Consider the following 24,174-nt stretch of genomic DNA (forward strand, 5'->3'; position numbering starts at 1 on the left):
CTTAAAGCCTACCTTTAATCAGAAGACTGCCATGATGTTACGAATTGTATCCACAGTTTTTTAATCCTCTTTAAAGCAGTATGAATCGTTATTCGGCTCATTTAGCGCTAATGCCAATAAATATAACGCTACTTTATAAAAACCACTAATATAGTCTTAATACTATCTTTAATGAGAAGATGTTATGAGTCAATCACGGCGTACTATTGAACAGCTGCTAAAGCGCGGTATTCTTCCCATTGTAAATGCAGATCTAGCCTCAACTCAGCTAGAGATTTACCCAAGCAAGCGCACATGGCTTTTCTTTTTTGATAAAGCGCTGCTCATTATCGGTATCGTAGCGTTGGTACTATCCCTTGTGTTTTTTGTCGCCTTCAACTGGCAACATATGGGCAAAATGGGTAAATTCACTTTGGTTGAAGCAGGATTGGTTATTAGTATTGCGCTTTATGTGGCACTATCTTTTCGGCGACGATTTCGGCTGATTCGACAGTTATTATTGCTTATCGTTAGCGTGATTACTGGTAGCTTACTAGCGCTATTTGGGCAGGTATATCAAACGGGCGCGGATACTTGGCAGCTATTTTTTGGCTGGGCAGTATTGATTACACCTTGGGTGGTTATTGCCCGCTTCCCTGCGCTCTGGCTGTTGTGGTTAGGGCTGATAAATGCTGGTGTGATGCTATATCTTGATGTGGCAGATTTGTCATTTATCGATGTTATCAATCAAAGTATTGCTCAAGTATGGCTTCTAGCGCTGATTAATTTTATCGCCTTCAATACGTGGCTGATTAGTATGGAAAAGCAAAAACCTCAAACAGACTCGACCCATACCACGCTCACCTCTCACATTACTCCTAAAATGAATAGGCAGACTAAGTCGAGCTTGCACTGGAGCACTTATGTCGTCGGTTTACTCAGTACTTTTCTTACTACCTATTTGGCGATTGTGCCTGTATTTGAGAATGGAAATAGCTTAGCTATGCTTATCGCTGTTATATCTTGGCTTGGCTGGTGCGGATTTATACTGTGGCGCTTTTATCAGCGTCGAATCGATTTGCTGATGCTCACTTATCTGTCATTTTCTATCATTAGCGTGGTGATGTTTTGGGTAGGAGAATCGCTATTAGATGACTTCGATGCCGGTGGGTTTTTAATCTTAACCTTACTATTGATAGGGATGAGTTCAGCAGCGGTCGTTTGGCTACGTAAGGTGGCTCGTTTAAATCACGAAAATAATCTGTCAAGTAAGGTAGCCCGAGGTGATAACTATGAATAGTGACATAGACAATAAATACCCAGACACCACTCTTTTACAGCTACAACAGCTTGGGCTGATTGATGCAAATGCTATTAATAACGATGCTCAGTCTAACCAAACCGTTAATAATAACCCTCAAGACGATAGCCCTTGGTTTATACAAGTATTTTTCGGTTTTAGTGGCGTTTTAGCCAGCTTATTTTTCATTGGTTTTTTGACTTTGATGCTACAAAATACGGGTGCGCTTGACAGCGCGATAGTAACTTTTTTGATTGGCATGTTATTAAATGTGGGCGGCTTTGTGTTATTCAAAAGCCAACTGACCAAGCGTAGCATGTTTTTAAATAGTTTGGCTTTTACGGTCAGTGTTGCAGGTCAAGCTTATGTGTTTTATGCCTTAGTCAATAATGATATTGAACCTCCCTTTGGTATATGGCTGTTTTTATTACTTCAAAGCGCTGTGACTGTTATTGTGCCAAATTTTATTTACCGACTATTGAGTAGCTTGGTTGCTCTGGTCTGTATGGTTTATTTGCTTAACTACTATCATCTACCTGAGGTCAGCTTGGGGTTATTGGCGCTGATTACTATCGTCAGTAATCTGCAACGCTATCGGCTATTACAGCTTACTTCTATTAAATGGCGAGCGGCTTTTTTTGACACGATTAGAGCTGTTGCTTACGCCAGCGCGCTTATGTTGCTATGCGTCTCGGTATATTTTATTGCTGCTGAATATGGAAATAGCTTCGTTACTTCTGATGGTTATAATGCAGCTTTCAGCTACAACTATTATTTAGCCCAAGGGCTGCTCACTGTTACCAGCCTTTATGCGGCTTATCTGATACTGCGGCGCTATCAAGTCAAACCACTATCCTCAGCAAGTATCGTTATTTTCTGCGCCATCGTCGTACTTGGTATCATGTCAATCTACGTCTCAGGGCTACTTGCAACCAGCCTAATCATCGTCATCGCGATGGCCAATAGTCAGCGCGTGCTATTGGGTCTCGGCATTTTTGCCTTGGTCAGCTATATTTTTTGGTATTACTATCAGCTTGATACGTCATTACTAGTAAAGTCTGGCTCTATGCTGATCATTGGCATCGTTATGCTGCTCACGCGGTGGCTGTTAATAAGTCGCTACTTTGCTAATGATAAACAGCGGATGAATGCTGCCGATAATAAGGAGCGTCTGTCATGAATAATATCAGTGATAAAGCCTTGCTTCAAAAGCAACTGACTGAAAAGCAGCCATTTTCTTGGTTACAGAAACGGGTCTTTTGTATCGTCATTGCTCTACTTGGATTACTGCTAATATTGGTAGTAATGACCATTAATGTCGCAAAATACGAAACCCATCTTGCCACTGGTGATACCGTGTTATTAGCGCTTGCCCCTGTTGATCCGCGCGGCTTTATGCAGGGTGATTATATGGCGCTTAGCTATGCGCTAGAGCGTGATATTTTTGCAGCGTTGCGACCAGAAAAGCCTCAAAGCGACTTAGATAATTCTGAAAATTTAGAAAGTTTGCAGCCAAATTTCCAACCTTATGAACCCAGTCAAGGCTATGTGATTGTAAAAATTGATGTCAATAATGTTGGGCGTTTTGTACGATTGGGTGATAGCAATAGTGATGCTAATAACAATAATAATGAAAAACTAGCCGCAAACGAGCGAGCGATCTATTATCGTATCCGTCACGGCAGCGTACAACTGGCAACCAATGCTTTCTTTTTTCAAGAAGGCCATGCCAAGGCGTTTGAGGCAGCAGAGTACGGCTTGTTTCGTATCAACGATAAAGGCGAGCCGTTATTAACCGAGATGGTAGATAGTAATTTTCAGATTATTAAAGGTAAAGCCGAGTCAGCTGTCGACTCCTCTCCTTAAATAATAAAAGCTGGCCAGTTAATAACTTTCATTAACCAAACTGATATTGTGATAGCTATGCACGACTTGTTACTGTTACTGGTGGTTTTTAATTATTCACCCAAAAAATAAATAAAGGAATGACTCATGTATAGCGCAACTTATGACCATTTTGGTAAACCTGCTGAAGTACTTAGCTTAGGCGACCGCCCTACTCCAGAACCCAAAGCCGACGAAGTCCGAGTCAAAACCATCTTAGCCTCTATTCATAATCATGACCTCTTAACCATTCGCGGACAATATGGCTTTAAGCCTGAAATGCCTGCTATCGGTGGTTCTGAGGCCGTTGGTATTATCGATGCGGTAGGTGATGACGTCACAGACCTCAAAGTCGGTCAGCGTGTTGCAGCCGCTAGCGTTCAAGCGACTTGGGCAGAATATTTCGTTGCTTCAAAAGATATGGTATTTCCCGTACCCGATAGCTTAGACGATGAAATGGCGGCGCAATTAGTTGCCATGCCGCTCAGCGCGTTGATGTTGATTGAGTTTTTAGAGATGAAAAGCGGTCAATGGATTATTCATAACGCAGCGAATGGTGCAGTCGGTAAGTCGCTTGCGATGCTAGCAGCAGCGCGCGGAGTCAAAACCATCAATCTAGTACGCAGTGCCGATTCGATAGATGAATTAGAAGTGCTAGATATTAAAAATAATATCAATACGTCAGACGATAACTGGAAAGAGCAAGTAAAACTAATTATTGGTAACGACAAAATCAGCGCTGCCGTCGATTCGGTGGGCGGAGAAGCCAGTGGCGATTTATTATCGTTACTCGGTCATGGCGGCGTATTTGCCGTATTTGGCGCGATGTCAGGTAAGCCCATGATGCTTAACCCTACTGATATAATTTTTAAACAAGCGACGTTAAAAGGATTTTGGGGCAGTAAAATCAGCCAAGAGATGAGTGTAGAGAATAAGCAGCGCTTAGTTGCAGAGCTGATAGATCGTGCAGTTGATGGCAAATTAAAACTACCCGTTGAAGCGGTATTTAATTTGGCAGATATCTTAAAAGCAGTTGATGGAAAAATACAGGCTGAGAAAAAAGGTAAGGTGCTTTTGAAGCCTTAAACTTTAATCTTAGTTTGGAGTTATTAGCAATGGCGGCGTTCTATATTTTGGGATGCTGCCATTTTTTTGATAGATGAATTAGAGCCAGTAAGGAATGATATAGTTAGGAATCAACTTTAATTGTATATTTTTCATAAAAAAATATATCGAGGTTAAAATGTTTGAAGTCGGGAAAGTTTATAACCGCCGCATAGATATACATGGTTTATATAAAGGTCAGCAATATGGCGGTATAGCGACTCCTGCCGCTCATCCTTATGTGTTTATTTTCACTGGTGATGCTGGCGGAGAATATGGCTATATAGATGGTTTTGATGCGAATGGTATCTTTAGATACACTGGTGAGGGACAAGAAGGTCATATGAAAATGACCAAAGGTAACTTAGCAATCCGTGATCATCAAAACAATAAAAAGCAAATCTTGCTTTTCGAATCCGTGTCCTCAGGCTATGTACGGTTTGTAGGGTTCTGCAATTATATCAGTGACCATACCGAAGAACGGCCAGATAAAAATGGTAAGATTCGTGATGCTATCGTCTTTCATTTGGATATTATTAGTAATGTATATTCTGATATAAATCAAAAAACAATTCATAATGTGGTCGAAGCACCAAAGGTATCTTATATAGCTAATCATACAATAAAGCCTAGTAAAGGTAAGTCGTTACAGGAATTGCGCGATATTGCATTAAGCGAAACACCAACTCAAGCAACTACTGAAGAAAAAATTCAGTCTATTAAGTATCGGAGCGATGCCATCAGATTGTATGCAAAGAAAAGAGCAGATGGCACATGTGAAGGCTGCAATGAGTTAGCACCATTTGAAACTAAATCCGGCCCTTATTTGGAAGTACACCATTTAATAAGGTTGGCAGACGGTGGTCCAGATAGACCTGAAAATGTCATTGCACTTTGCCCTACCTGCCATCGTAGAGCTCATTATTCAATAAATCATTTAGAGTTTAATGATGAGTTAATAATCAAGGTTTCTAATATCGAGGCGAATATAATCTAAGTAGATGTTCACAGAGAATAAAAAACACCCAACCAAGTTGAGTGCTTTTGTTATTTTAGCTAAAGACTAAGTAGATTTATTCCCACTCAATCGTCGCAGGTGGCTTGCTCGACACATCATAAGTCACGCGAGATACTTCCGCGATTTCATTCATAATGCGATTCGATACGGTTTCAATTAAATCATACGGCAGATGGGCAAAGCGCGCAGTCATAAAGTCTACAGTCTCAACCGCACGTAGCGCAATCACCCACGCATAGCGGCGACCATCACCGACCACGCCGACCGATTTAATCGGTTGGAATACCGCAAACGCTTGCGCAGTCTTCTCATACCAGCCTGATTTTTCTAACTCTTCCATAAAGATTGCATCAGCAGCACGCAAGATATCAGCGAATTCTTTGGTTACTTCGCCAAGGATACGCACGCCCAATCCTGGTCCTGGGAACGGATGACGATTGATCATCTTAGCCGGTAAACCAAGGGTAATCCCGAGTTTGCGAACTTCATCTTTAAACAAATCACGTAACGGCTCAACCAATTCAAACGCCAAATCATCTGGCAAACCACCAACATTATGATGGCTCTTAATCACATGCGCTTTACCTTGATGCGACTTGGCTGATTCAATCACGTCTGGATAAATCGTACCTTGTGCCAAGAATTCGATGACTTTACCATCGCTTTGCTCGCTGATTTCACGGGCACTATTAGCAAAGACATCGATAAAGGTTTTACCGATGATTTTACGTTTGGCTTCAGGATCAGACTCGCCAGCCAGTGCAGTTAAGAATAACTCTTCAGCATCAACACGGATGACTTTTACGCCCATGTTTTCAGCGAATACTTGCATCACTTGGTCGCCTTCGTGTAAACGAAGCAACCCAGTATCAACGAACACGCAAGTCAGCTGATCACCAATCGCTTTATGCAACAATGCCGCCACGACTGAACTATCGACACCGCCTGATAAACCAAGCAATACTTGCTTGTCACCGATTTGCTTTTGCAATTGTGCAATACGCATATCAATAATGTTATCAGACGTCCAGCTACCAGCACAGCCACAGATATCATGAACAAAGCGTCCAAGTAACGCAGAACCTTGCGCGGTATGGGTGACTTCGGGATGGAACTGCAGACCATAATAATGGCGCGAATCATCAGCCATAATGGCAATCGGGCAGCTTGGCGTACTGGCAACGATATCAAAACCTTGTGGCGCTTCAATGACTTTATCGCCATGACTCATCCAGACATTTAATTTACCCGCTGCGTCTTCGATGCCATCTATAAGGGTAGATTTACCATCGATATTGATAGTCGACGCACCAAACTCATGGATATCACTGGCGTGGACTTTGCCACCGAAACGCTCTGCCATGGCTTGCATACCGTAGCAAATACCCAATACTGGTACGCCTAAGTCGAATACGGCATCGTTGATACGCGGGCTGTTTTCAGCATGTACGCTCTCAGGACCACCCGATAAGATGATGCCTTTTGCGCCAAAATCGATGATGCGTTGGGTGTCGATATCAAACGGGAACATCTCACAAAATACCCCTGAATCGCGTACACGGCGGGCGATTAATTGGCTATATTGTGAACCAAAATCGAGGATTAAGATGCGATCTTCTTTAATAGTAGGTATTGCAGGAGTGGCAGCGGCAGTGGTCATAAATCGATGTCCATCAAGAAAAAATTAGTGCCCCATTTTAACAAGTTTGAGCCCATTAATGGCTATTAGATGGTTAATTATTGATTATTTTTGCGAGTTATTAGGCAGTGATAAGAATAATACTCTTAAGCGAACACTAATAATGACGCTGCAGAGCAAAAGCTATGAATTTTTATTATACAAATGACGAGTCTATATAAAAAATTTGTTTATATTGTGCTATGCTCGAACGATAAAACTCTTATCTTTAAGACTGCCTATTTAACGTAAGAGCTTAATATCATATGTATTTTATGATAAATCTTAGCTAATGATAAGCCGTCAGGCTGAGCCAATATTGACCCAACATTATCCGAACTCTTAATTATAAAAATCGACAGGTATGTCCCTATGAGCAAAATCAAATCTCTTATTCGTAAAACCACTACGCCTACCAATACCAACAATCCTATATTAGATGACGTCGCAAAAAGTGATGCGCCTATTAACATGACCGCTAACACGCCGATAGAGCAAACGCGTTGGAATGGCTGGGGCAATATCAATATCAATAAAAAAGTCTCAGCGCATGGGGCGAAACTGATTAAATCACACATAGGTAAAACCAAAAAACTAAACTCTGTCAGTTTGGCACAGGTACTCAAAACTGTACCCAAATCACGCTTGCCTGCTGCCATTACTGAGTTAAAGACAGTATCTATTGATCAAGAAGATAGACTCAGACATGCGCGTGGACAAAGCTTTCCTGACTGGATAGCTATGCATGGTGGCGACTTTGAGGTCTTTCCTGATGGAGTCGCTTTTCCTGAATCAACGGCTGATGTCGAAACCTTATTGAAACTGGCAAGCGAGCACGACCTTATTGTTATTCCTTTTGGTGGCGGCACCTCAGTCGCGGGTCATATCAATCCACAAAAGGGTTCACGCCCCGTACTTACCGTTGCCATGAGCAAGATGGCTCAGCTTATTGATTTAGATAATGAGAGCCAAATTGCTACCTTTGGCGCAGGCACACAAGGGCCAGCAGTCGAAGCGCAATTGGACACGCACGGCTACCGTTTGGGACATTATCCTCAGTCTTGGGAGCTATCAACCCTTGGCGGCTGGATTGCCGCGCGCTCTAGTGGTCAGCAGTCATTGGGCTATGGGCGTATCGAGCAGATGTTTGCTGGTGGTACTTTGGTGACCCCAAAAGGGATTTTGAATATAGCTGATTTCCCAGCGTCAGCGGCAGGCCCTGATCTACGTGAGATGATGATGGGCACTGAAGGTCGCGCTGGTATTTTTACCGAAGTTAAAATGCGTGTGCAGCAGCAGCCTGAAGAAGAGCTATTTAAAGTCGCCTTTCTGCCTAACTGGGAAGCGGGTAAAGAAGTACTTAGACAAGCCGTGCAAAAAAACGTTCGCTTATCGATGCTACGCCTAAGTAATGCGGTCGAGACTGACGCGCATTTACACTTGGGTACGACACCCAGCCAATTTTTAGCGATTAGTACTTATCTTAAAGCGCGCGGACTCAGTTCAGATAAAGTCATGCTCACTTATGGCGTATCCGGTGATAAAGCACAGAATAAACTGGCGCTGACGCAGTTTAATAAGCTATTAAAACAGCAAGGTAGTGTCACTGGTAAAATAACCGATATCATGGGTAGTGTATGGGCGCATGGACGCTTTAAATTTCCTTATTTACGCGGGACACTGTGGGAAAAGGGCATCATGGTTGACACCTTTGAAACCGCAACCAACTGGAATAATATCGACGCACAGATGCAACAGATGCAAGAAGCCGTGCAAACTGCTTTGAGTGATGAAGGTGAAAACGTCATGGCCTTTACCCATATCTCGCACGTCTATAAGCAAGGTGCGAGCCTTTATACCACTTATTTCTTTAGAGCGGCAAAAGATCACGCTAGCACTTTAAGTCGCTGGCAAAAAATCAAACATGCTGCCAGTTCAAGTTTAGCCAATGGCACAGCGACGATATCGCATCAGCATGGCGTTGGTCGCGATCATGCGCCTTACCTTACTGCCGAAAAAGGCAAGCTAGGCATTCAGGTAACCAGCGATATGCTCAAAAGCTTAGATCCTGAACAGCGTATGAATCCGGGTGTTTTAATCGAAGACTAATATATAGTCGATTCCAAATAAAACAGATACGTTGTATTCCAACGCGAAACTGGTACAAATTTTTCTGGCTTGCTGTGCCTACGCCGACAGAGGCCGCGTAAAATTCATCCCATTCCCGCTGTATCGTTTTAATACTGAATTCACTATATAGCTCTAGCAATACTAGGTTGTTTATGGAAGTTATATAATTTGAGATGAGTCGTTTATGAGCCAAGTCAATCAGCATGATCAACATCAGCAACGCCAGCAAGCATTAGCGCCTTTATCTCGTCGCTCGTCTCAAGAAGTGCCTTGGGATATGCTGATCATTGGCGGCGGTATTACTGGCGCGGGGATTGCTCGCGAGGCGGCAAGGCGCGGCTTAGCAGTATTATTGATTGAGCAAAAAGACTTTGCTTGGGGAACCTCTAGCCGCTCGAGCAAAATGGTACATGGCGGGCTGCGCTATATTGCTTCAGGTGATTATAAAACGACCTTACTTAGCGTCCGTGAACGTGAGCGCATGCTCAATGAGGCTAGCGGCTTGGTTAACGAAATGCATTACGTTATGCCACATTATAAAGGCAAGTTTCCACCGCCATGGATATTCAATACCTTGCTACGTGTCTACGATGGCTTGGCGGGCAAGCGCTACTCTAAGTACTTTAAAAAAGACGCCTTTCTAAACCTAAATCCCGGTATCAAGCAAGAGAAGTTTTTGGGCGCTAGCCAATTTAGTGACGCGGTGACTGATGACTCGCGCCTTGTGATGCGAGTACTCGACGAAGCGACTCATGATGGTGCGCATGCGATTAACTATCTTAAAGCTGAGACGTTAATCACCAACGAGCAAGGCTTGGTCGTGGGTGCAAGTCTAGTCGATACTGCTGCGCAAAATAGCGCCGCCACTTATGATGTTTATGCCAAAGTGGTGGTCAGCGCGACCGGTGCTTGGGCGGACACGCTACGAATGCAGGCAAGTAAACAAACAGAGCAAAGCTTTCATAAGCAAATTCGTCCGTCTCGCGGTAGCCATTTGGTAGTCAGTCAAGAGCGTCTGCCTCTTACACAAGCCTATACCTTTTTGCACCCTGTCGATAAAAGAGCAGTGTTTGTTTTCCCATGGGAAAATCGTACCGTCCTTGGCACTACCGATTTGGATCATCCAACCTTAGATGATAGTGAGGTCGGTATAACGAACGAAGAGGTCGACTATCTATTAGCGGCGACTAATAATCTCTTTGATGATGCTAATCTCAACAGAGAGGATGTCATCAGTACTTGGGCAGGTGTGCGTCCGCTGATTTCGGAAGGTGGCGATGGTAAGCGCGTCAGTCCGAGTAAAGAAAAGCGCGACCATAGCGTTTGGCTCGATAACAACTTAGTGACCGTCAGTGGCGGCAAGCTTACTACCTTTCGCCTCATCGCCCTTGATGTGTTAAAGGTTTGTCAAAAGGTGTTCAAACTTGATGAGTCAGCTACTCAAGATAATGCGTCATATAGCAGCCAAGTTTTTAGTAATCAACCGCCAACCAGTCCCAAATTTTCAACTCTAACACCACTATTACAACAGCGCTTACAAGGATTTTATGGTTTACAGTTAGATAATTTACTAGAGCTAGCTCATGACGATGATTTTGCTCATGTCACCGATAGCAATACTATTTGGGCAGAAGTGCGCTTTGCTGCTCACTACGAGCAAGTCATTCATTTGGACGATTTGCTACTGCGACGCACCCGCTTAGGATTAATACTGCCGCATGGCGCGATGACACCACTGATCAGTGATAGGCTTAAGCAAATCTGTCAGCAAGAACTAGGCTGGGATGAGCAAAAATGGCAGCAAGAAGTTGGACGTTATCAAGCCTTATGGCAACGCTATTATCACTTGCCAGCAGCTTAGCGCTTTTTTATTTCTACATAGTTAAGGACGACTATGACCCATAACCTTGATACTCCTATTTATTTCTTAGCCATTGATAATGGCACGCAAAGTGTTAGAGCACTTATCTTTGATCAATTTGGTAGCGAGATTACCAAAGCCCGCGTCCCTATCGAGCCGTACTTTTCAACGCAGCCCAATTTTGCTGAGCAACATGCCAATTATTATTGGCAAAAATTAAGTGAGGCCTGCCAGCAATTGTGGCAAAGCTGCGATATTACACCAGCACAAATTGCGGGCGTAAGTCTCGCCACCCAGCGCTATACCATGATATGTCTAGATAAAAACAAGCAACCACTTCGCCCAGCTATTGTATGGATGGATTTGCGTCGAGGTGAAACCAACGATATAGGCTTTCTCAATCCACTCACCAAAGTTATCGGTATGGGCGAGCTGGTACAAGAGGCGCAGCAAAAGGCACGCTGTAATTGGCTTGCTCATCATGAACCAGAAATGTGGGCGAAAACTGCCTATTATGTCAATTTATCAGCATATTTAACCTATCAACTGACAGGCGAGTTGATAGACTCAAGCGGTCACGCCTTAGGTTACCTTCCGTATGATTACAAGGCACAAGCTTGGCTAAAAGCTAAAGATCTCAAATGGCGATTATTCAGCTGCCGACCTGAGCAGATGCCTAAGTTAGTTGCACCCGGTCAACCACTCGGTTCTATTAGTACAAAAGCTACTAAAGCTACCGGCATTCTTGAAGGTACGCCAATGATTGCTGCCGCCAGCGATAAAGCCTGTGAAGCATTGGGTTCAGCTGGTCTCGCCGCCGATACCGCTTGCTTAAGCTTTGGTACCACCGCTACCGTAAATACTACATCGAGCAATTATGTCGAAATACTCAAGCACATGCCCGCTTATACCGCCGCCGCACCAAATTACTATAACCATGAATATATGATTTATCGCGGCTTTTGGATGGTTAGCTGGTTTAAAGAGCAGTTTGCTCACTATGAAGAGCAGCTTGCGAAGACGCAAGGCATCGATACCGAAAAACTCCTCGATCAAGCGGTCAAAGACATTCCGGCAGGCTGTATGGGGCTAATGATGCAACCGTACTGGTCGCCCGGCGTTCGTCATCCAGGTCTTGAAGGCAAAGGTGCGCTTATTGGCTTTGGTGATGTACACACACGGGCGCATGTTTATCGTGCTATCTTGGAAGGACTTGCCTACGAGCTTAAACTTGGCTTTGATACTATTGAGAAGCGCACTGGAAAAACCATCAAACATTTACGCGTCTCTGGTGGCGGCTCCCAAAGCGACTCGGCGATGCAGCTCACGGCAGATATCTTTGGCATGCCTGCTTACCGCCCACATACTTACGAAGCATCAGGACTAGGCGCTGCCATCAATTGTGCAGTAGGTCTTGGCGTTTATCCCGACCATTTAGCAGCTACTGAAGCAATGACCCATTTGGGCGATGAATTCTTACCTATTGACGCCAACGTTCAGCTCTATAAACGCTTATATAATGAAGTCTATCTTAAGATGTATGAGCGCTTAAAACCTTTATACCAAAGCATTCAAGATATCACCGGTTATCCTGCGAAGTGAGTTAGTCAGTTTAATATAAAAGAGGTACGTTAAAAATAGCGTTATGCTGGGATAAACTTTCCTTGCTTACTGTGCACTTCGCACTCCAGAGGCTTCGCAAAATTTATCCCAGCAGCACTGTATTCTTTTTAAATTGAATCGACTATATTAAAAGCATCTTTATTTAAAGCTATGCGCATACGATTTAAGCCTTCTATCAATACCGTTTTAGGACATGCCACATTGAGGCGCATTTTCAAATGTCCCTCATTACCATATTTGATGCCTGCGCTAAGCTCAACTTTAGCCTCTCTAAGCGCGTCATAGAGCATTTGATCGTCTTGTGCATATGCCGAGCAATCTAGCCATATTAGATAAGATGCCTCTGGGCGCATAACCTTAATTTTAGGCAGATGCTCTTTTAAAAACTGTAGGGTTAAGTCAATATTTGCTTCGATATAAGCAAGCGCCTGCGCCAACCACTCACCACCTTGCTCATAAGCACTACGCATCGCCGTATAAGCAAATAAATTTAGCTCATGCTCGTCACTTAAGCGCTGCTGCTGATTAATTTTACTCAGTAATGCGCTGTCTTTAGCAAAGATCATCGAGCCTTTGATACCAGCAATATTAAAGGTTTTGGTCATCGAGGTCAGGCTGACTACTTTGTGCTCATAGCCTTTTACTAAGCTTAAAAATGGAATAAAGGTATGCCCACTTAATGTTAAATCTTGATGGATTTCATCACTAACAATTGCCACATTATGCTTTTTGCAGATTAAAAGCAGCGCTTCAAGCTCATCCGCTGTCCATACACGTCCGCCGGGATTATGCGGACTACAGAACAAATATAGCTTAACTTTATGCTCGATAATTTTGGCTTCGATATCAGCTAAATCCAGATGATAGCGTCCCTCGACCTCCTTTAACGCAGAAGTCACAAGCTTACGATCATTATCCAAAACCTTGGTCATAAAAGGCGTATAAATAGGGTTATTGATGAGTACCGCATCCCCTGCTTCGGTAAACACCTTCATCATCAGCACCAAACTTGGCACCACGCCCGAAGAAAAAAGAATATCTTGCTGATCTAGCCATAAGCCATAACGACTGCCATGCCAGTCGATAATCGCTTGGTACAAAGGCTCGGTCGGAACGGTGTAACCCAATATGCCATGCTGCGTTACTTGCTCAATCGCCTTTAAAATAGGCTGGGCAGTCTTAAAGTCCATATCCGCGACCCATAGCGGAATCGTGTCATCGCTATAATGCCATTTAAACGACCCCGTATTACGTCTGTCTATTATTTCATCAAAGTCGTACAACACCGTATTCTCCTGAGTTAGAAAAAAATAATGGTTTAGGGTACAACATGAATGGCGTCATCGCCAATCGCTTTATGGCGTTTGCATAGATGCGTTATGAGATTAATGCTGTGAAATACTAGAAAGGGGGTTTAGCGGTTTGATTGGAATTAAGTATATGAGTAGCCAATCCTGCCATTCGCTATTATTATTTAATTTATAGATTTCCTAGCATACGATATAAATTAAGTAGGCGTTATTAATCTAACAGTCATAGCCTCTATCGTTGATAACAACATCAACTCCAAAAAAAGCAGAAAAGTCGTCTACGTGTTTATCTAATTGTTTAACATCTAGTACTTGATAAATACGAATACTATTTTTAAATCCCTCTATTTTAATCTGCATCCAACAACCGCCGCCACCTTTTGCCGGACGTAGGTTATCAATCTGAATACTTTCAATTTTGTTAGGTAATATTAAACAAAAATCATCCCCCTTAAAGCATATTACTTTATTTACATTATCAATCCATACAATATTATCTTCATCATACTTGAGTAATGCGGTAACAAAGCTTGGTACAGGTTTTATGCAATAATCATAATAGTGATGATATTGCTCTATTTTAAGCCCATAGCCCATATAGTGAATTTTGCTAACAGTGCCTTGATGCTGATAATTATCATCTAGTAAAATAGGATAACCATAATCTCTCTTATTATAGATATCTAGGCGAGTACATCTATTAGGTATTGAATAATTAAGAGCGTAAAAAATATCTTCTATGCGCAAATTGAAGGAGTCTTCACCCATAACCTGTTTATCGGTAGTTTTTTGCGCGTACGTCTCATATTTAGAGAGCATTGCCGCTAGCTTTGAGTAAGTATCTGTATGTCTTACTCCATCTCTAATGTCGATTATATAATGCTGGATTGGTGACGCTAGTGAGGTAGAATTCCATAAAACCTTTACATGATTAAATTTGATATGACCCACTATAATAGGTATATCAAAATGATAAAATTGCACACCATTTATATCTGTTTCTAGATATCCTAAATTAAGGGCTAATAGTTCTGAATACGTCGTATTCCATGATATGCAATATGAAGAGTCTTTTTCTACAGTAAAGAAATATATGATATCTGGAGAGATATAAGGTAAAAGCTCTTCAAAGTCTGGTTGCCGACTTTTTGAAATTTTTAAAAAACACTTAGACCATATCGCCATTATTTTTTGCTTCCACATAAAACAGACCTTATATAGTTAAGTCTTTATAAAATCGATACAGCCCATATCGTGAAACAGTTTAGGTAAATTATTCTCCATCCACCCTTGGCGCAGAAACTTAGCCTGTGCCCATTTTTTCTCGATAGGGTTCAGATCAGGGCTGTACGGTGGTAACCATAAAATACGATGGCCGTGTCTGTTCAGTAATCTTTGAATACGTTTATTTTTATGAAACCGAGCATTATCCATCACAATCACGCATTTAGTTTTAAGACTTGGAATAAGTGTGAACTTACACCAGTCATAAAATATATTGCTGTTGATATTCTGCTCAAAGTAATCAAGCGCAAACAGCATCTTCTCATAAAGAGCACCGATGACATTCGTACGCTTTTTTGCTTGCCAGTTGTAGCTATCGATACAGGGTTTACCAATCGGTGCATAGCCATGAGAACGAATGGTTTCAGCCTCAAAGCCGCTCTCATCCATATATACAATGGGATAGCGTTGCTGAATAAAACTATTAAGCTTACTCTGATATTCTGCTCTTTTGATTGGACACGCTTTTGGATGTTCTAAGGTCTTTTTTTTGACTGATACCAAGACGCTTTAGAGCATTAAAGATGCCCGTTTGACTACAGTTCAAGCGACGAGCTCTTTCATAGTTATAATCATCAGGGTATCTTTTTACGTCTTCAATCAATGCGTCATCAGGTATTTTAGTCGGTGCTTTATTTCTGGTTGTTTTAGGGGCTAAATTCTGCTGCCAACTGTGAATGGTACTGGTACTAAGTCCATAAAATAGGGAAGCTTCTCGAATAGTCATGCCATCAGCGATGCTAGAAAGCACCTGTTTTCGATAGTCTATTGAATAAGTCATCGTTTATTTCATTAAATGCAATTGTTAATAAGATTGTATCGGTTTTATTTGGGTTAAACTATATTTCACTTCCCCACAAACTCAGCATCCCGTCTCTCAACCATCGCCATCGCGCCCTCTTTTGCATCTTCTGAATGAAATAAATGTGGCAGATAGCCATGAATATTGGCTAACGCTGCTTTTGCGCCATTACGACTGGCATCTTGTGCTGAAGACAGTAATCCTTGCACGCCAAGCGGGGCAGCTTTGCAAATCTCTTGGGCGATAGTTAGCGCGCGCTCGTATTCTTCGCCATTTGCCACCACTTCACTGACCAGATTTAGCTTATCCGCAGTTTGCGCATCGAAAGGCTTGCCTGTCAGTAAATAAGGCATGGCTTTTTGCCAGCCAGCAGCGGCTACAAAGCGTACGGTCGCACCACCAAATGGCATGATACCGCGTTGAACTTCCATTTGGGCAAAGTTGCAATTGCTACTTGCGATAACCACATCACTATTGAGCATCAGCTCAATCCCAGCGGTAAAGCAGGTGCCTTGTACTGCGACTACGACTGGCTTACTACGTAATTGTCCACCGATACCCCACGGGTCTATTTCTTCAGCAGTAAACTCAAAAGCGCCTTTATCCCATTTATCTTGTAGCTCCATTAAATCAAGTCCCGCGGTAAAGTGCTCACCATGGGCGAATATCAGCGCACAGCGGAGATTGGCATCATTTTCGTAGTTAGTAAGTGCCTCAGATAATTGCTTAATCATATGGCTATCAAAGGCATTGCGTTTATCGGCGCGATTGAGCCCGATTAGGCAGATGTAATCTTGGACTTCATAGGTGATGCGAATGTCTGTGCTATTGTCATTACTATTCTGGCTTTCCGTCGTCATAGTTTTATCCTTGTCAAAATTATAGTTATCGTAACGTTAGTCGTCATAAGCTTACTTTTAATATAGACACCCATCTGCCACAACGCAAGCAGCAAAGCGCAGACTCATAAAGGTCACCCTCATTAAAGCAGACGTCAATATCAGTTGACCTCATTTGCAATAAGTGAAACTATTATCTAAATCACAGTATTACTCAGAGTACGTTATGGAATTTTGGCACGGTTTTTTGCTTATCACTAGCGTTCATCTACTCGCTGCCGCCTCACCTGGCCCTGATTTTGTATTAGTCTCGCAGCAGACTTTAGCAAAAGGTCGACGCACTGGTTTAATTTGTAGTATCGGTATTACCTTAGGTTTGTCCATTCACATTATTTATTCCGTGCTGGGACTGGCGACGCTAATCGCCCATTCGCAGCCATTATTGACCGCTATCAAATGGTTAGGTGGCAGTTACCTTATTTATTTAGGGTGGCAAGGTATTCAGGCCAAACCTAAAAAGCCATTAAACTCAGCAAATTCAGTAGACGCAACCAATTCAGTTGTTAGTATTTCGCAAGAGGCATTTGCCAAGCAAACGACGTCTACCAATCATGCCGAGCTTTCTGATAAAGCCATTTCTACTAAGAAAGTATCTAGTGATACGGAGTCGACTGCTTCCATTGTACGTCGTGGCTTTTTTTGTAATGTCTTTAATCCTAAAGCGCCAGTATATTTTGTGGCAATATTTACCCTCGTATTATCACCCGGTATCCCGCTGTGGCAATTGGCAATCTATGGCGTATGGATGATGGTCTTGCAGCTGGCATGGTTTAGCACCGTGGTGATGTTGCTGTCTATCCCTGCTATCAATCGCCGCTTTCAGCGCTTTGAGCATTGGATAGACCGCGTATTAGGGTCAGCGATGATAGTATTGGGGTTAAATCTCATTTTACGTAGCCGATAAGACATTCGTTACTCATGAAATCTGCTAAAATGGCGCATTATATTCACATATCAAAGCCCTATACTATGACAAGCAAGCCTATGAACCGTCGCCCGACCGCCAATAATCATCGAAATCGCTCGCCTGAAACCGCCAAAAAGTTAGGGCAGCTACATCCACGCAATCCGCATCAAGGTCGCTATGACTTTGAGGTATTAACTCGTGCTTTGCCTGAGCTTGCTAAGCACACCATTACCAATCCTAAAGGCGAGTCGACGATTAATTTCTCGGACAGTGCAGCCGTGCGCGTCCTTAATCAGGCGCTGCTGGCTCATTATTATGGCGTCAAGTTTTGGGATATTCCGGAAGGCTATTTGTGCCCACCGATTCCGGGACGCGCCGATTATATTCACTATATTGCCGATTTACTTGCACAAACCACGCATGTAAATAAAGACAATACGCCACCAACTGGTAAAGAAATCCACGCCCTTGATATTGGTACTGGTGCCAGCGCGATTTATCCCATTGTTGGTAGCCAAAGCTATGGCTGGCGCTTTACCGCCACCGATATTGATCCGATATCGGTCAATACCGCAGCGCTTATTTGTGAAACCAATCCCAAGCTAAAAAGCGCGGTTAAAGTAAAGCTGCAACCTGAGCCTAAATTTATCTTTAAAAATATCATTGGTCGCCAAGATTACTTTGATGTGGTCGTTTGTAACCCGCCGTTTCATGCTTCATTAGAAGAAGCGATGGAAGCTAACAGCCGTAAGCAGCATAATCTGCAACGACATCGTGGTAAGAATGAGAACGAACAGATCAGCCGTAGCTCAACTAAGTCTGGTAATGCCGCACAGAATCTGAACTTTGGTGGTCAACATAAAGAGTTGTGGAGTGAAGGTGGCGAGATTGCCTTTTTAACCAAGATGGCAAAAGAGAGTCAAGACTTTGCAGAGCACGTCGGTTGGTTTACCAGCTTAGTGTCAAAATCTGAAAATATTAAGCCATTGCAGCTATTGTTAACACAACTCGGTGTTGCTCAAATGCGTATTATTGAGATGAGTCAAGGTCAGAAAAGCACTCGTATACTCGCATGGCGCTTTAATACTGATGAAGAGTAAGTAATAGCTAACATAGAATAAAAATAGTTTCACGTGAAACAAAAAAGCACCGCTTTAGTCATTAAAGTGGTGCTTTTTTATGGAAAAAATAAGCTTACCTGTCAAAGTTAATTAACTAAAAAACATCACCTTTACACCAATAGCAATCAATACTAGTCCACCCAGCATCTCAGCTTTATCCTCAAGCCACGTGCCAGAAGACTTACCTAAATAGATACCAAAAAAGCCAAATCCAGCGGTGATGATAGCGATAATAAAACATGCTAACCATGCATTGAGTGCCAATAAATTTAAGGTAAAGCCTGCTGCCATCGCATCGATACTGGTGGCGATAGCCAGTGTAAGCATCATACGATGATCAATTTTTGCTTGTATATTTTTATCGAAACTTTCTTCTAATACTGCTTCAATCTCACCACTGAATGCTTCGTATAACATCTTAGCGCCAAGTAGAATAAGGATACCACCGCCAATCCACGGTGCAGCAGTCGCTAACCAGCCTAATAATATTGCGCCCAATAAATAGCCGATTAGCGGCATCACGCCTTGTGCGATACCAAAGTATAGCGCTGCATAAATGGCTAAACGTAGCATATAAGCCGGCGATTGTTTTTGAGATTTGGCGCCTAAGCCAATGGATACCGCAAATGCATCCATTGCCAATGCTATAGCTAGTAAAATAACTTCGATCATTTCTATATCCATTATTTAAAGCTTTTATTAAATTGAGTTTCACGTGAAACAAATTTGATATTAAAAAACCACCGCCTTGTTTGCCAAAGCGATGGTTTTTTATTTATTAACAACACTATGCCATTTAGATATCTAAGTTAGAAACCGTTAACGCATTTTCTTCGATAAAGATACGACGTGGTTCAACATGATCGCCCATTAAGCAGGTAAACATATGGTCTGCTGCGATAGCATCTTCAATATTGACGCGTAGCATACGGCGATTTTCAGGATCCATGGTAGTATCCCATAGCTGATCGGCATTCATCTCACCCAACCCTTTATAGCGCTGAATCGCTAAACCGCGGCGCGCATCAAGCATCATTTGTTGCCATAGATAATCGAAGTCACGTACAGGAATATCTTTGGTCGTACCCGCAGTAGCGTCACGGCGGATAAAGGCATCTTCATCAAGCAAGGTATTCCATTCTGCTGATAAACGCAGCAGCTTGCTATACTCGCCTGAATTGATAAAGCTGGCATCAAGCAAGTAATGATGTGCTAATTGATGCACATAAACGGTAATACGTGGCAGCCACTGTGCTTTTGGCGCTACTACTTCAGCATCAGCGCTAACACCTTCTTCAACGGCCACGACAGGTCTCATCCCCAATAAATCGGCAGCAGCAGCATCCATATTTTTAGGTTGCGGTGCATGAATATTAACCAGCTCAATCTCAGGATTTAAATCACTACCAAAATGCTCAAGCTGAGTCTGTAGCGTGTCTCTCCATGCTTGCATAGCGTCTTTATCATAGGTCATGTCGGTACTGAGTTTCGGTGTATGCGTTAGCGCATCCAACAAAACGGCTGGATAACGAATCTGCAAGCGCGCTTTAATCAGCTGCGTTTGGTTATAATCGTTTAATAGCGTCTCTAACGCTTGACCAGTAATTGCTGGCGCATCAGCACTGATATGTAGCCTAGTATTATCAATCGTTGATGACAATAGATACGCTTTAAGTGCTTCGTCGTCTTTTAAGTACAGCTCTTGACGACCTTTTTTGACTTTATAAAGCGGTGGCTGCGCAATATAAATATAGCCCCGCTCAATCAGCTCAGGCGTTTGACGGAAGAAAAAGGTCAATAGCAACGTACGAATATGCGACCCATCAACATCCGCATCGGTCATGATAATAATTTTATGATAACGTACTTTATCAGGATTATATTCATCAGGACCAATACCACAACCAAGCGCCGTAATTAGATTACCGACTTCTTGTGAAGATAGCATCTTGTCAAAACGGGCACGCTCAACGTTTAGGATTTTACCTTTTAGCGGTAAAATAGCTTGCGTTTTACGGCTACGACCTTGCTTGGCTGAACCACCAGCAGAGTCCCCTTCCACGATATATAGCTCTGATAATGCTGGGTCTTTTTCTTGGCAATCAGCAAGCTTACCCGGTAGACCTGCGATATCTAAGGTGGTCTTACGACGTGTCATTTCACGCGCTTTACGAGCAGCGTCACGAGCACGAGCAGCATCAATTATTTTACCAGCAATTAATTTACCAGCGCCTGGATTTTCCTGCAGATAATCATTAAATTTATCATGCATCGCTGACTCAACCGCAGATTTTACTTCGCTTGATACCAGTTTATCTTTGGTTTGACTTGAGAACTTAGGATCCGGCACTTTCACAGAAACAATAGCTGTTAAACCTTCACGAGCATCATCACCAGTTGCGACCACTTTCTCTTTTTTGAAGAGATTTTCGCGATCCATATAGGTATTCAAACAACGTGTCAACGCTGAGCGAAAGCCTGATAAATGCGTTCCGCCATCACGCTGCGGGATATTGTTGGTAAAGCACAGCACTTTTTCGTTATAAGTATCTGTCCATTGCAATGCAACTTCGACACTAATGCCGTCATCTTGATTACTGATAAAATGGAACACATCATTGATGCCATCTTTACCAGCATTAATATAGCTGACAAATTCAGATAAACCACCTTTATGCTCAAACTCATGACGCTTATCGATACGCTCATCGGTTAAGACAATACGTACGCCAGAGTTCAAAAATGATAGCTCACGTAAACGCTTAGCTAAAATATCATATTCAAAAATAGTACCAGTAAACACATCATGGCTAGGATAAAAGCGGATTTGCGTACCTGTTTGCGCCGTTGCTTCCATTTGCTGAATATCGCTGTCCGGCACACCATCGGTATAAGTCTGATGATAATGATAACCTTCACGCCAAATATTCATCTCAAGCTTTTTAGATAAGGCATTAACGACTGAAACCCCAACACCATGTAGACCGCCAGATACTTTATAGCTGTTGTCATCGAACTTACCGCCAGCATGAAGTACTGTCATAATGACCTGTGCTGCAGATACACCCTCTTCTGGATGAATATCCACGGGAACACCGCGACCATTATCCATCACGCTTACAGATTCATCTTCGTGAATAATGATATCAATCTGATCACAATGACCAGCAAGCGCTTCATCGATAGAGTTGTCCACCACCTCAAAGACCATATGATGCAAGCCGGTACCATCATCGGTATCACCGATATACATACCAGGGCGCACACGCACCGCTTCTAAGCCACGCAGTACACGAATATCTTTCGAGCTATAATCAGAAGGTAATACTTCAGGAGTCACAGCGGCAGTCGTCGCTACAACAGCGCTATCTGGCATTGGTTGGTGGTCGGTAGGTAATGAATCACTCATGTGCATTCCTTAATCTAGCCATTATCAGCTGTATACCATCAAATATCACCACAGTGATAATACTTAATGATGCTATCTTAGTTATCATTTTTATAATCAAATTCTGCTATTAATGTGGTTGGGCTAAGATTTTCAGCAGATGAAACACGGGTGAAAATCAGATATAAATAATATAGACTTAACATTATTTATAAAACAATCATTACCAGTGTTTTTAATCTTCAACACACTTTAGAGAATAATATTAAACACTTATTTATCAAAGACTTGATTAACTACAATCGATAATAAATATTTATATAAAACAGTAAGATAGCTTGCTGAGAATAGAACAAAAATAAAGCCATATTTTAGCATTTTTTTGCTTATAAGTCACTGTTTACTGGCAGTTTTATCAGCCGTACAAGTCTATATAACTATAGGAAAATGAGTATAGATTATAAAAGAAGATAGTTAATCAAAGATGCTAGCGACGGCTGAAGCTTTAATAAAAAATTAAAACAATCAGAGACTATTGAGTAAGCGAAATCTCACCTCGTTTCATGTGAAACACCTTGGGCTCAGACCAATATTCATTGATCATCGGTAAGATACTCTCGCTCAAACTGCTCATAAACACCTGACACGGTAGCTGCGCTAAAGTAGCTAATAATATCTCTATTGCTCTTTCATCAAGTTCTGCTGTTATATCGTCCAATAATACCACTGGCGTGGCTCGTAGCTTAGCGTCACTCCTAGCTAGATCGCTATTATTTTTAACGTTAAGTAAGAGTGGAAGCTGAGATAAGCGTAAAGCGGTAATCAACAGCTTCTTCTCGCCGCGAGACAATATATTAGCAGCCTGCTCCTTTAAAACAGGAAGTTTAGTAGATTCATTAACCTCAAACGATGCGTTCTTTTTATCAGTAGCCCTTTGCTCTGAGCCTGTTGAACGCCAATGTACATGAATATCAGCGCGATGGTTGCCGATACGAGTATAACCTAGCTGTAAGTCCTGCTCTAGGCGATCATTAAGCTGTATATCTAACGCTATACTAGTATCGTAGCCCGCATTGTAGCTCAAGCTTAATTGCTCAGCATAAGCAGGCAATAACTGTGCAATACTCTCAGAAAAATACGGTTGCCAAGCTTCAAATATAGTTTCACGATAGTGATGAATTAGCGCTGCATGAGTGGAAAGCCCTTTATCCCAAGCCCTAAGCTCAGCGAGCTGTACATGGGTCAAATGACGTCGCTGTTTAAGCAAACTATTGCGCTGTTTTAAAAGGCGTTGATAAGCAATCCACTGCGGATGAAAGCCTTGTTTCATGTGAAACACTAGCCAATCTAATAGTTGGCGACGGCTGGCACTACCCTGCTCTAACATGTCCATCGTCGATGGATCTATAAGTAAAGTTGGCAGCTGTTCGGTTAAGATACTTTGATTATAAACTGTGGTTTGATTCAGACGTAAAACTGTTGTCGCATCTGCTTGCTTTTGAATAGCCAACGTACGGCTATCATTAATATTGGCATGTACAGTAGCAGAATCTTGATGGTGTTGAATGTAGCGTTTAGGCTGATGATGGCGGAAACTTTTGCCCCTTGATAACAAGAATATAGCTTCAAGTAAAGAGGTTTTACCGCTGCCGTTAGCGCCGATTATGACGTTGCAAGCAGCAGGTTGTAGATTGACTTGGGTTAAATTACGCAAGTGAGAAATTTGTAGACGTTCAATCATAATAGCGACAGCCGCCTATAAAGCTTGTTTGTAAAATAACAGGCAAAAGTTTAATTAAAAACTGAAGTTTTAGATATTTAAATCTTAAATTAATAATTACAATCAAGGTTAAATTGCATACTAATCATGATTTTTAACCTTGATT

The 24,174-nt window shown here is 42.3% G+C and carries 19 protein-coding genes; 10 read left to right on the forward strand and 9 right to left on the reverse strand.

Going from position 1 to position 24,174, the window contains the following annotated elements; all coding sequences use genetic code 11:
* The first annotated feature begins 184 nt into the window (after positions 1-184).
* From ACMHKH_RS08505 to ACMHKH_RS08525, 5 genes are all read left to right on the forward strand, one after another.
* Positions 185-1,279: a DUF2157 domain-containing protein gene (locus ACMHKH_RS08505; protein ID WP_413520210.1), complete on the forward strand. Its 1,095-nt coding sequence runs from the start codon at positions 185-187 to the stop codon at positions 1,277-1,279.
* Positions 1,272-2,459 carry a DUF4401 domain-containing protein gene (locus ACMHKH_RS08510; protein ID WP_413520211.1) on the forward strand — a complete coding sequence of 396 codons (1,188 nt, stop codon included), beginning with the start codon at positions 1,272-1,274 and terminating at the stop codon, positions 2,457-2,459. Before ACMHKH_RS08505 ends, ACMHKH_RS08510 begins: the two co-directional genes overlap by 8 nt.
* A complete protein-coding gene (locus tag ACMHKH_RS08515; RefSeq protein WP_413520212.1) occupies positions 2,456-3,145 on the forward strand; it encodes a GDYXXLXY domain-containing protein in 690 nt (229 codons plus the stop codon). The genes ACMHKH_RS08510 and ACMHKH_RS08515 overlap by 4 nt, the downstream gene beginning before the upstream one ends.
* Before the next feature lie 126 nt (positions 3,146-3,271).
* On the forward strand, positions 3,272-4,249 hold the full coding sequence (locus tag ACMHKH_RS08520; RefSeq protein WP_413520213.1) for a zinc-binding dehydrogenase: 978 nt from the start codon (positions 3,272-3,274) through the stop codon (positions 4,247-4,249).
* 157 nt (positions 4,250-4,406) lie between these two features.
* On the forward strand, positions 4,407-5,264 hold the full coding sequence (locus tag ACMHKH_RS08525; protein ID WP_413520214.1) for an HNH endonuclease: 858 nt from the start codon (positions 4,407-4,409) through the stop codon (positions 5,262-5,264).
* A 76-nt stretch (positions 5,265-5,340) separates the two neighbouring features.
* Here ACMHKH_RS08525 and guaA read toward each other — a convergent pair whose 3' ends face one another.
* Entirely contained in the window at positions 5,341-6,945 is a 1,605-nt protein-coding gene (gene guaA / locus ACMHKH_RS08530; RefSeq protein WP_413520215.1) for a glutamine-hydrolyzing GMP synthase, read from the reverse strand.
* Between the two features lie 390 nt (positions 6,946-7,335).
* Between guaA and ACMHKH_RS08535 the strand changes: the two genes are divergently transcribed.
* The 3 genes from ACMHKH_RS08535 (at position 7,336) to ACMHKH_RS08545 (ending at position 12,556) form a co-directional block, all read left to right on the forward strand.
* Positions 7,336-9,072 carry an FAD-binding oxidoreductase gene (locus tag ACMHKH_RS08535; RefSeq protein ID WP_413520216.1) on the forward strand — a complete coding sequence of 579 codons (1,737 nt, stop codon included), beginning with the start codon at positions 7,336-7,338 and terminating at the stop codon, positions 9,070-9,072.
* Positions 9,073-9,277: 205 nt separating this feature from the next.
* Positions 9,278-10,954: a glycerol-3-phosphate dehydrogenase/oxidase gene (locus ACMHKH_RS08540; RefSeq protein ID WP_413520217.1), complete on the forward strand. Its 1,677-nt coding sequence runs from the start codon at positions 9,278-9,280 to the stop codon at positions 10,952-10,954.
* A 33-nt stretch (positions 10,955-10,987) separates the two neighbouring features.
* Entirely contained in the window at positions 10,988-12,556 is a 1,569-nt protein-coding gene (locus ACMHKH_RS08545) for an FGGY-family carbohydrate kinase (protein ID WP_413520218.1), read from the forward strand.
* A 128-nt stretch (positions 12,557-12,684) separates the two neighbouring features.
* Here ACMHKH_RS08545 and ACMHKH_RS08550 read toward each other — a convergent pair whose 3' ends face one another.
* The 5 genes from ACMHKH_RS08550 to ACMHKH_RS08570 all read right to left on the reverse strand — a co-directional run bounded on the left by ACMHKH_RS08550 (position 12,685) and on the right by ACMHKH_RS08570 (position 16,833).
* On the reverse strand, positions 12,685-13,863 hold the full coding sequence (locus ACMHKH_RS08550; RefSeq protein WP_413520219.1) for a MalY/PatB family protein: 1,179 nt from the start codon (positions 13,861-13,863) through the stop codon (positions 12,685-12,687).
* A gap of 240 nt (positions 13,864-14,103) precedes the next feature.
* A complete protein-coding gene (locus ACMHKH_RS08555) occupies positions 14,104-15,090 on the reverse strand; it encodes a hypothetical protein (RefSeq protein ID WP_413520220.1) in 987 nt (328 codons plus the stop codon).
* A gap of 18 nt (positions 15,091-15,108) precedes the next feature.
* A complete protein-coding gene (locus ACMHKH_RS08560; RefSeq protein ID WP_413520221.1) occupies positions 15,109-15,675 on the reverse strand; it encodes an IS630 family transposase in 567 nt (188 codons plus the stop codon).
* A complete protein-coding gene (locus ACMHKH_RS08565) occupies positions 15,602-15,952 on the reverse strand; it encodes an IS630 transposase-related protein (protein ID WP_413520222.1) in 351 nt (116 codons plus the stop codon). Before ACMHKH_RS08565 ends, ACMHKH_RS08560 begins: the two co-directional genes overlap by 74 nt.
* A gap of 65 nt (positions 15,953-16,017) precedes the next feature.
* Positions 16,018-16,833: a crotonase/enoyl-CoA hydratase family protein gene (locus ACMHKH_RS08570; RefSeq protein WP_413520223.1), complete on the reverse strand. Its 816-nt coding sequence runs from the start codon at positions 16,831-16,833 to the stop codon at positions 16,018-16,020.
* Positions 16,834-17,038: 205 nt separating this feature from the next.
* On the opposite strand from ACMHKH_RS08570, the gene ACMHKH_RS08575 reads away from it, so the two are divergent.
* Positions 17,039-17,776: a LysE family translocator gene (locus tag ACMHKH_RS08575; protein ID WP_413520224.1), complete on the forward strand. Its 738-nt coding sequence runs from the start codon at positions 17,039-17,041 to the stop codon at positions 17,774-17,776.
* A 65-nt stretch (positions 17,777-17,841) separates the two neighbouring features.
* A complete protein-coding gene (gene rlmF / locus ACMHKH_RS08580; protein WP_413520225.1) occupies positions 17,842-18,879 on the forward strand; it encodes a 23S rRNA (adenine(1618)-N(6))-methyltransferase RlmF in 1,038 nt (345 codons plus the stop codon).
* Between the two features lie 111 nt (positions 18,880-18,990).
* Here the strand turns inward: rlmF and ACMHKH_RS08585 are convergent, their stop codons facing one another.
* The 3 genes from ACMHKH_RS08585 to recF form a co-directional block, all read right to left on the reverse strand.
* The gene (locus tag ACMHKH_RS08585) at positions 18,991-19,572 is read right to left on the reverse strand and encodes a manganese efflux pump MntP family protein (RefSeq protein WP_413520226.1); all 582 of its coding nucleotides are present in this window, start codon (positions 19,570-19,572) and stop codon (positions 18,991-18,993) included.
* Positions 19,573-19,696: 124 nt separating this feature from the next.
* Positions 19,697-22,276 carry a DNA topoisomerase (ATP-hydrolyzing) subunit B gene (gene gyrB / locus ACMHKH_RS08590; RefSeq protein ID WP_413520258.1) on the reverse strand — a complete coding sequence of 860 codons (2,580 nt, stop codon included), beginning with the start codon at positions 22,274-22,276 and terminating at the stop codon, positions 19,697-19,699.
* 544 nt (positions 22,277-22,820) lie between these two features.
* On the reverse strand, positions 22,821-24,029 hold the full coding sequence (recF, locus tag ACMHKH_RS08595; RefSeq protein ID WP_413520227.1) for a DNA replication/repair protein RecF: 1,209 nt from the start codon (positions 24,027-24,029) through the stop codon (positions 22,821-22,823).
* Between the last annotated feature and the right edge of the window lie 145 nt (positions 24,030-24,174).

The sequence above is a fragment of the Psychrobacter glacincola genome (assembly GCF_965118485.1).
GTDB classification, from domain to species: Bacteria; Pseudomonadota; Gammaproteobacteria; order Pseudomonadales; family Moraxellaceae; genus Psychrobacter; species Psychrobacter glacincola_D.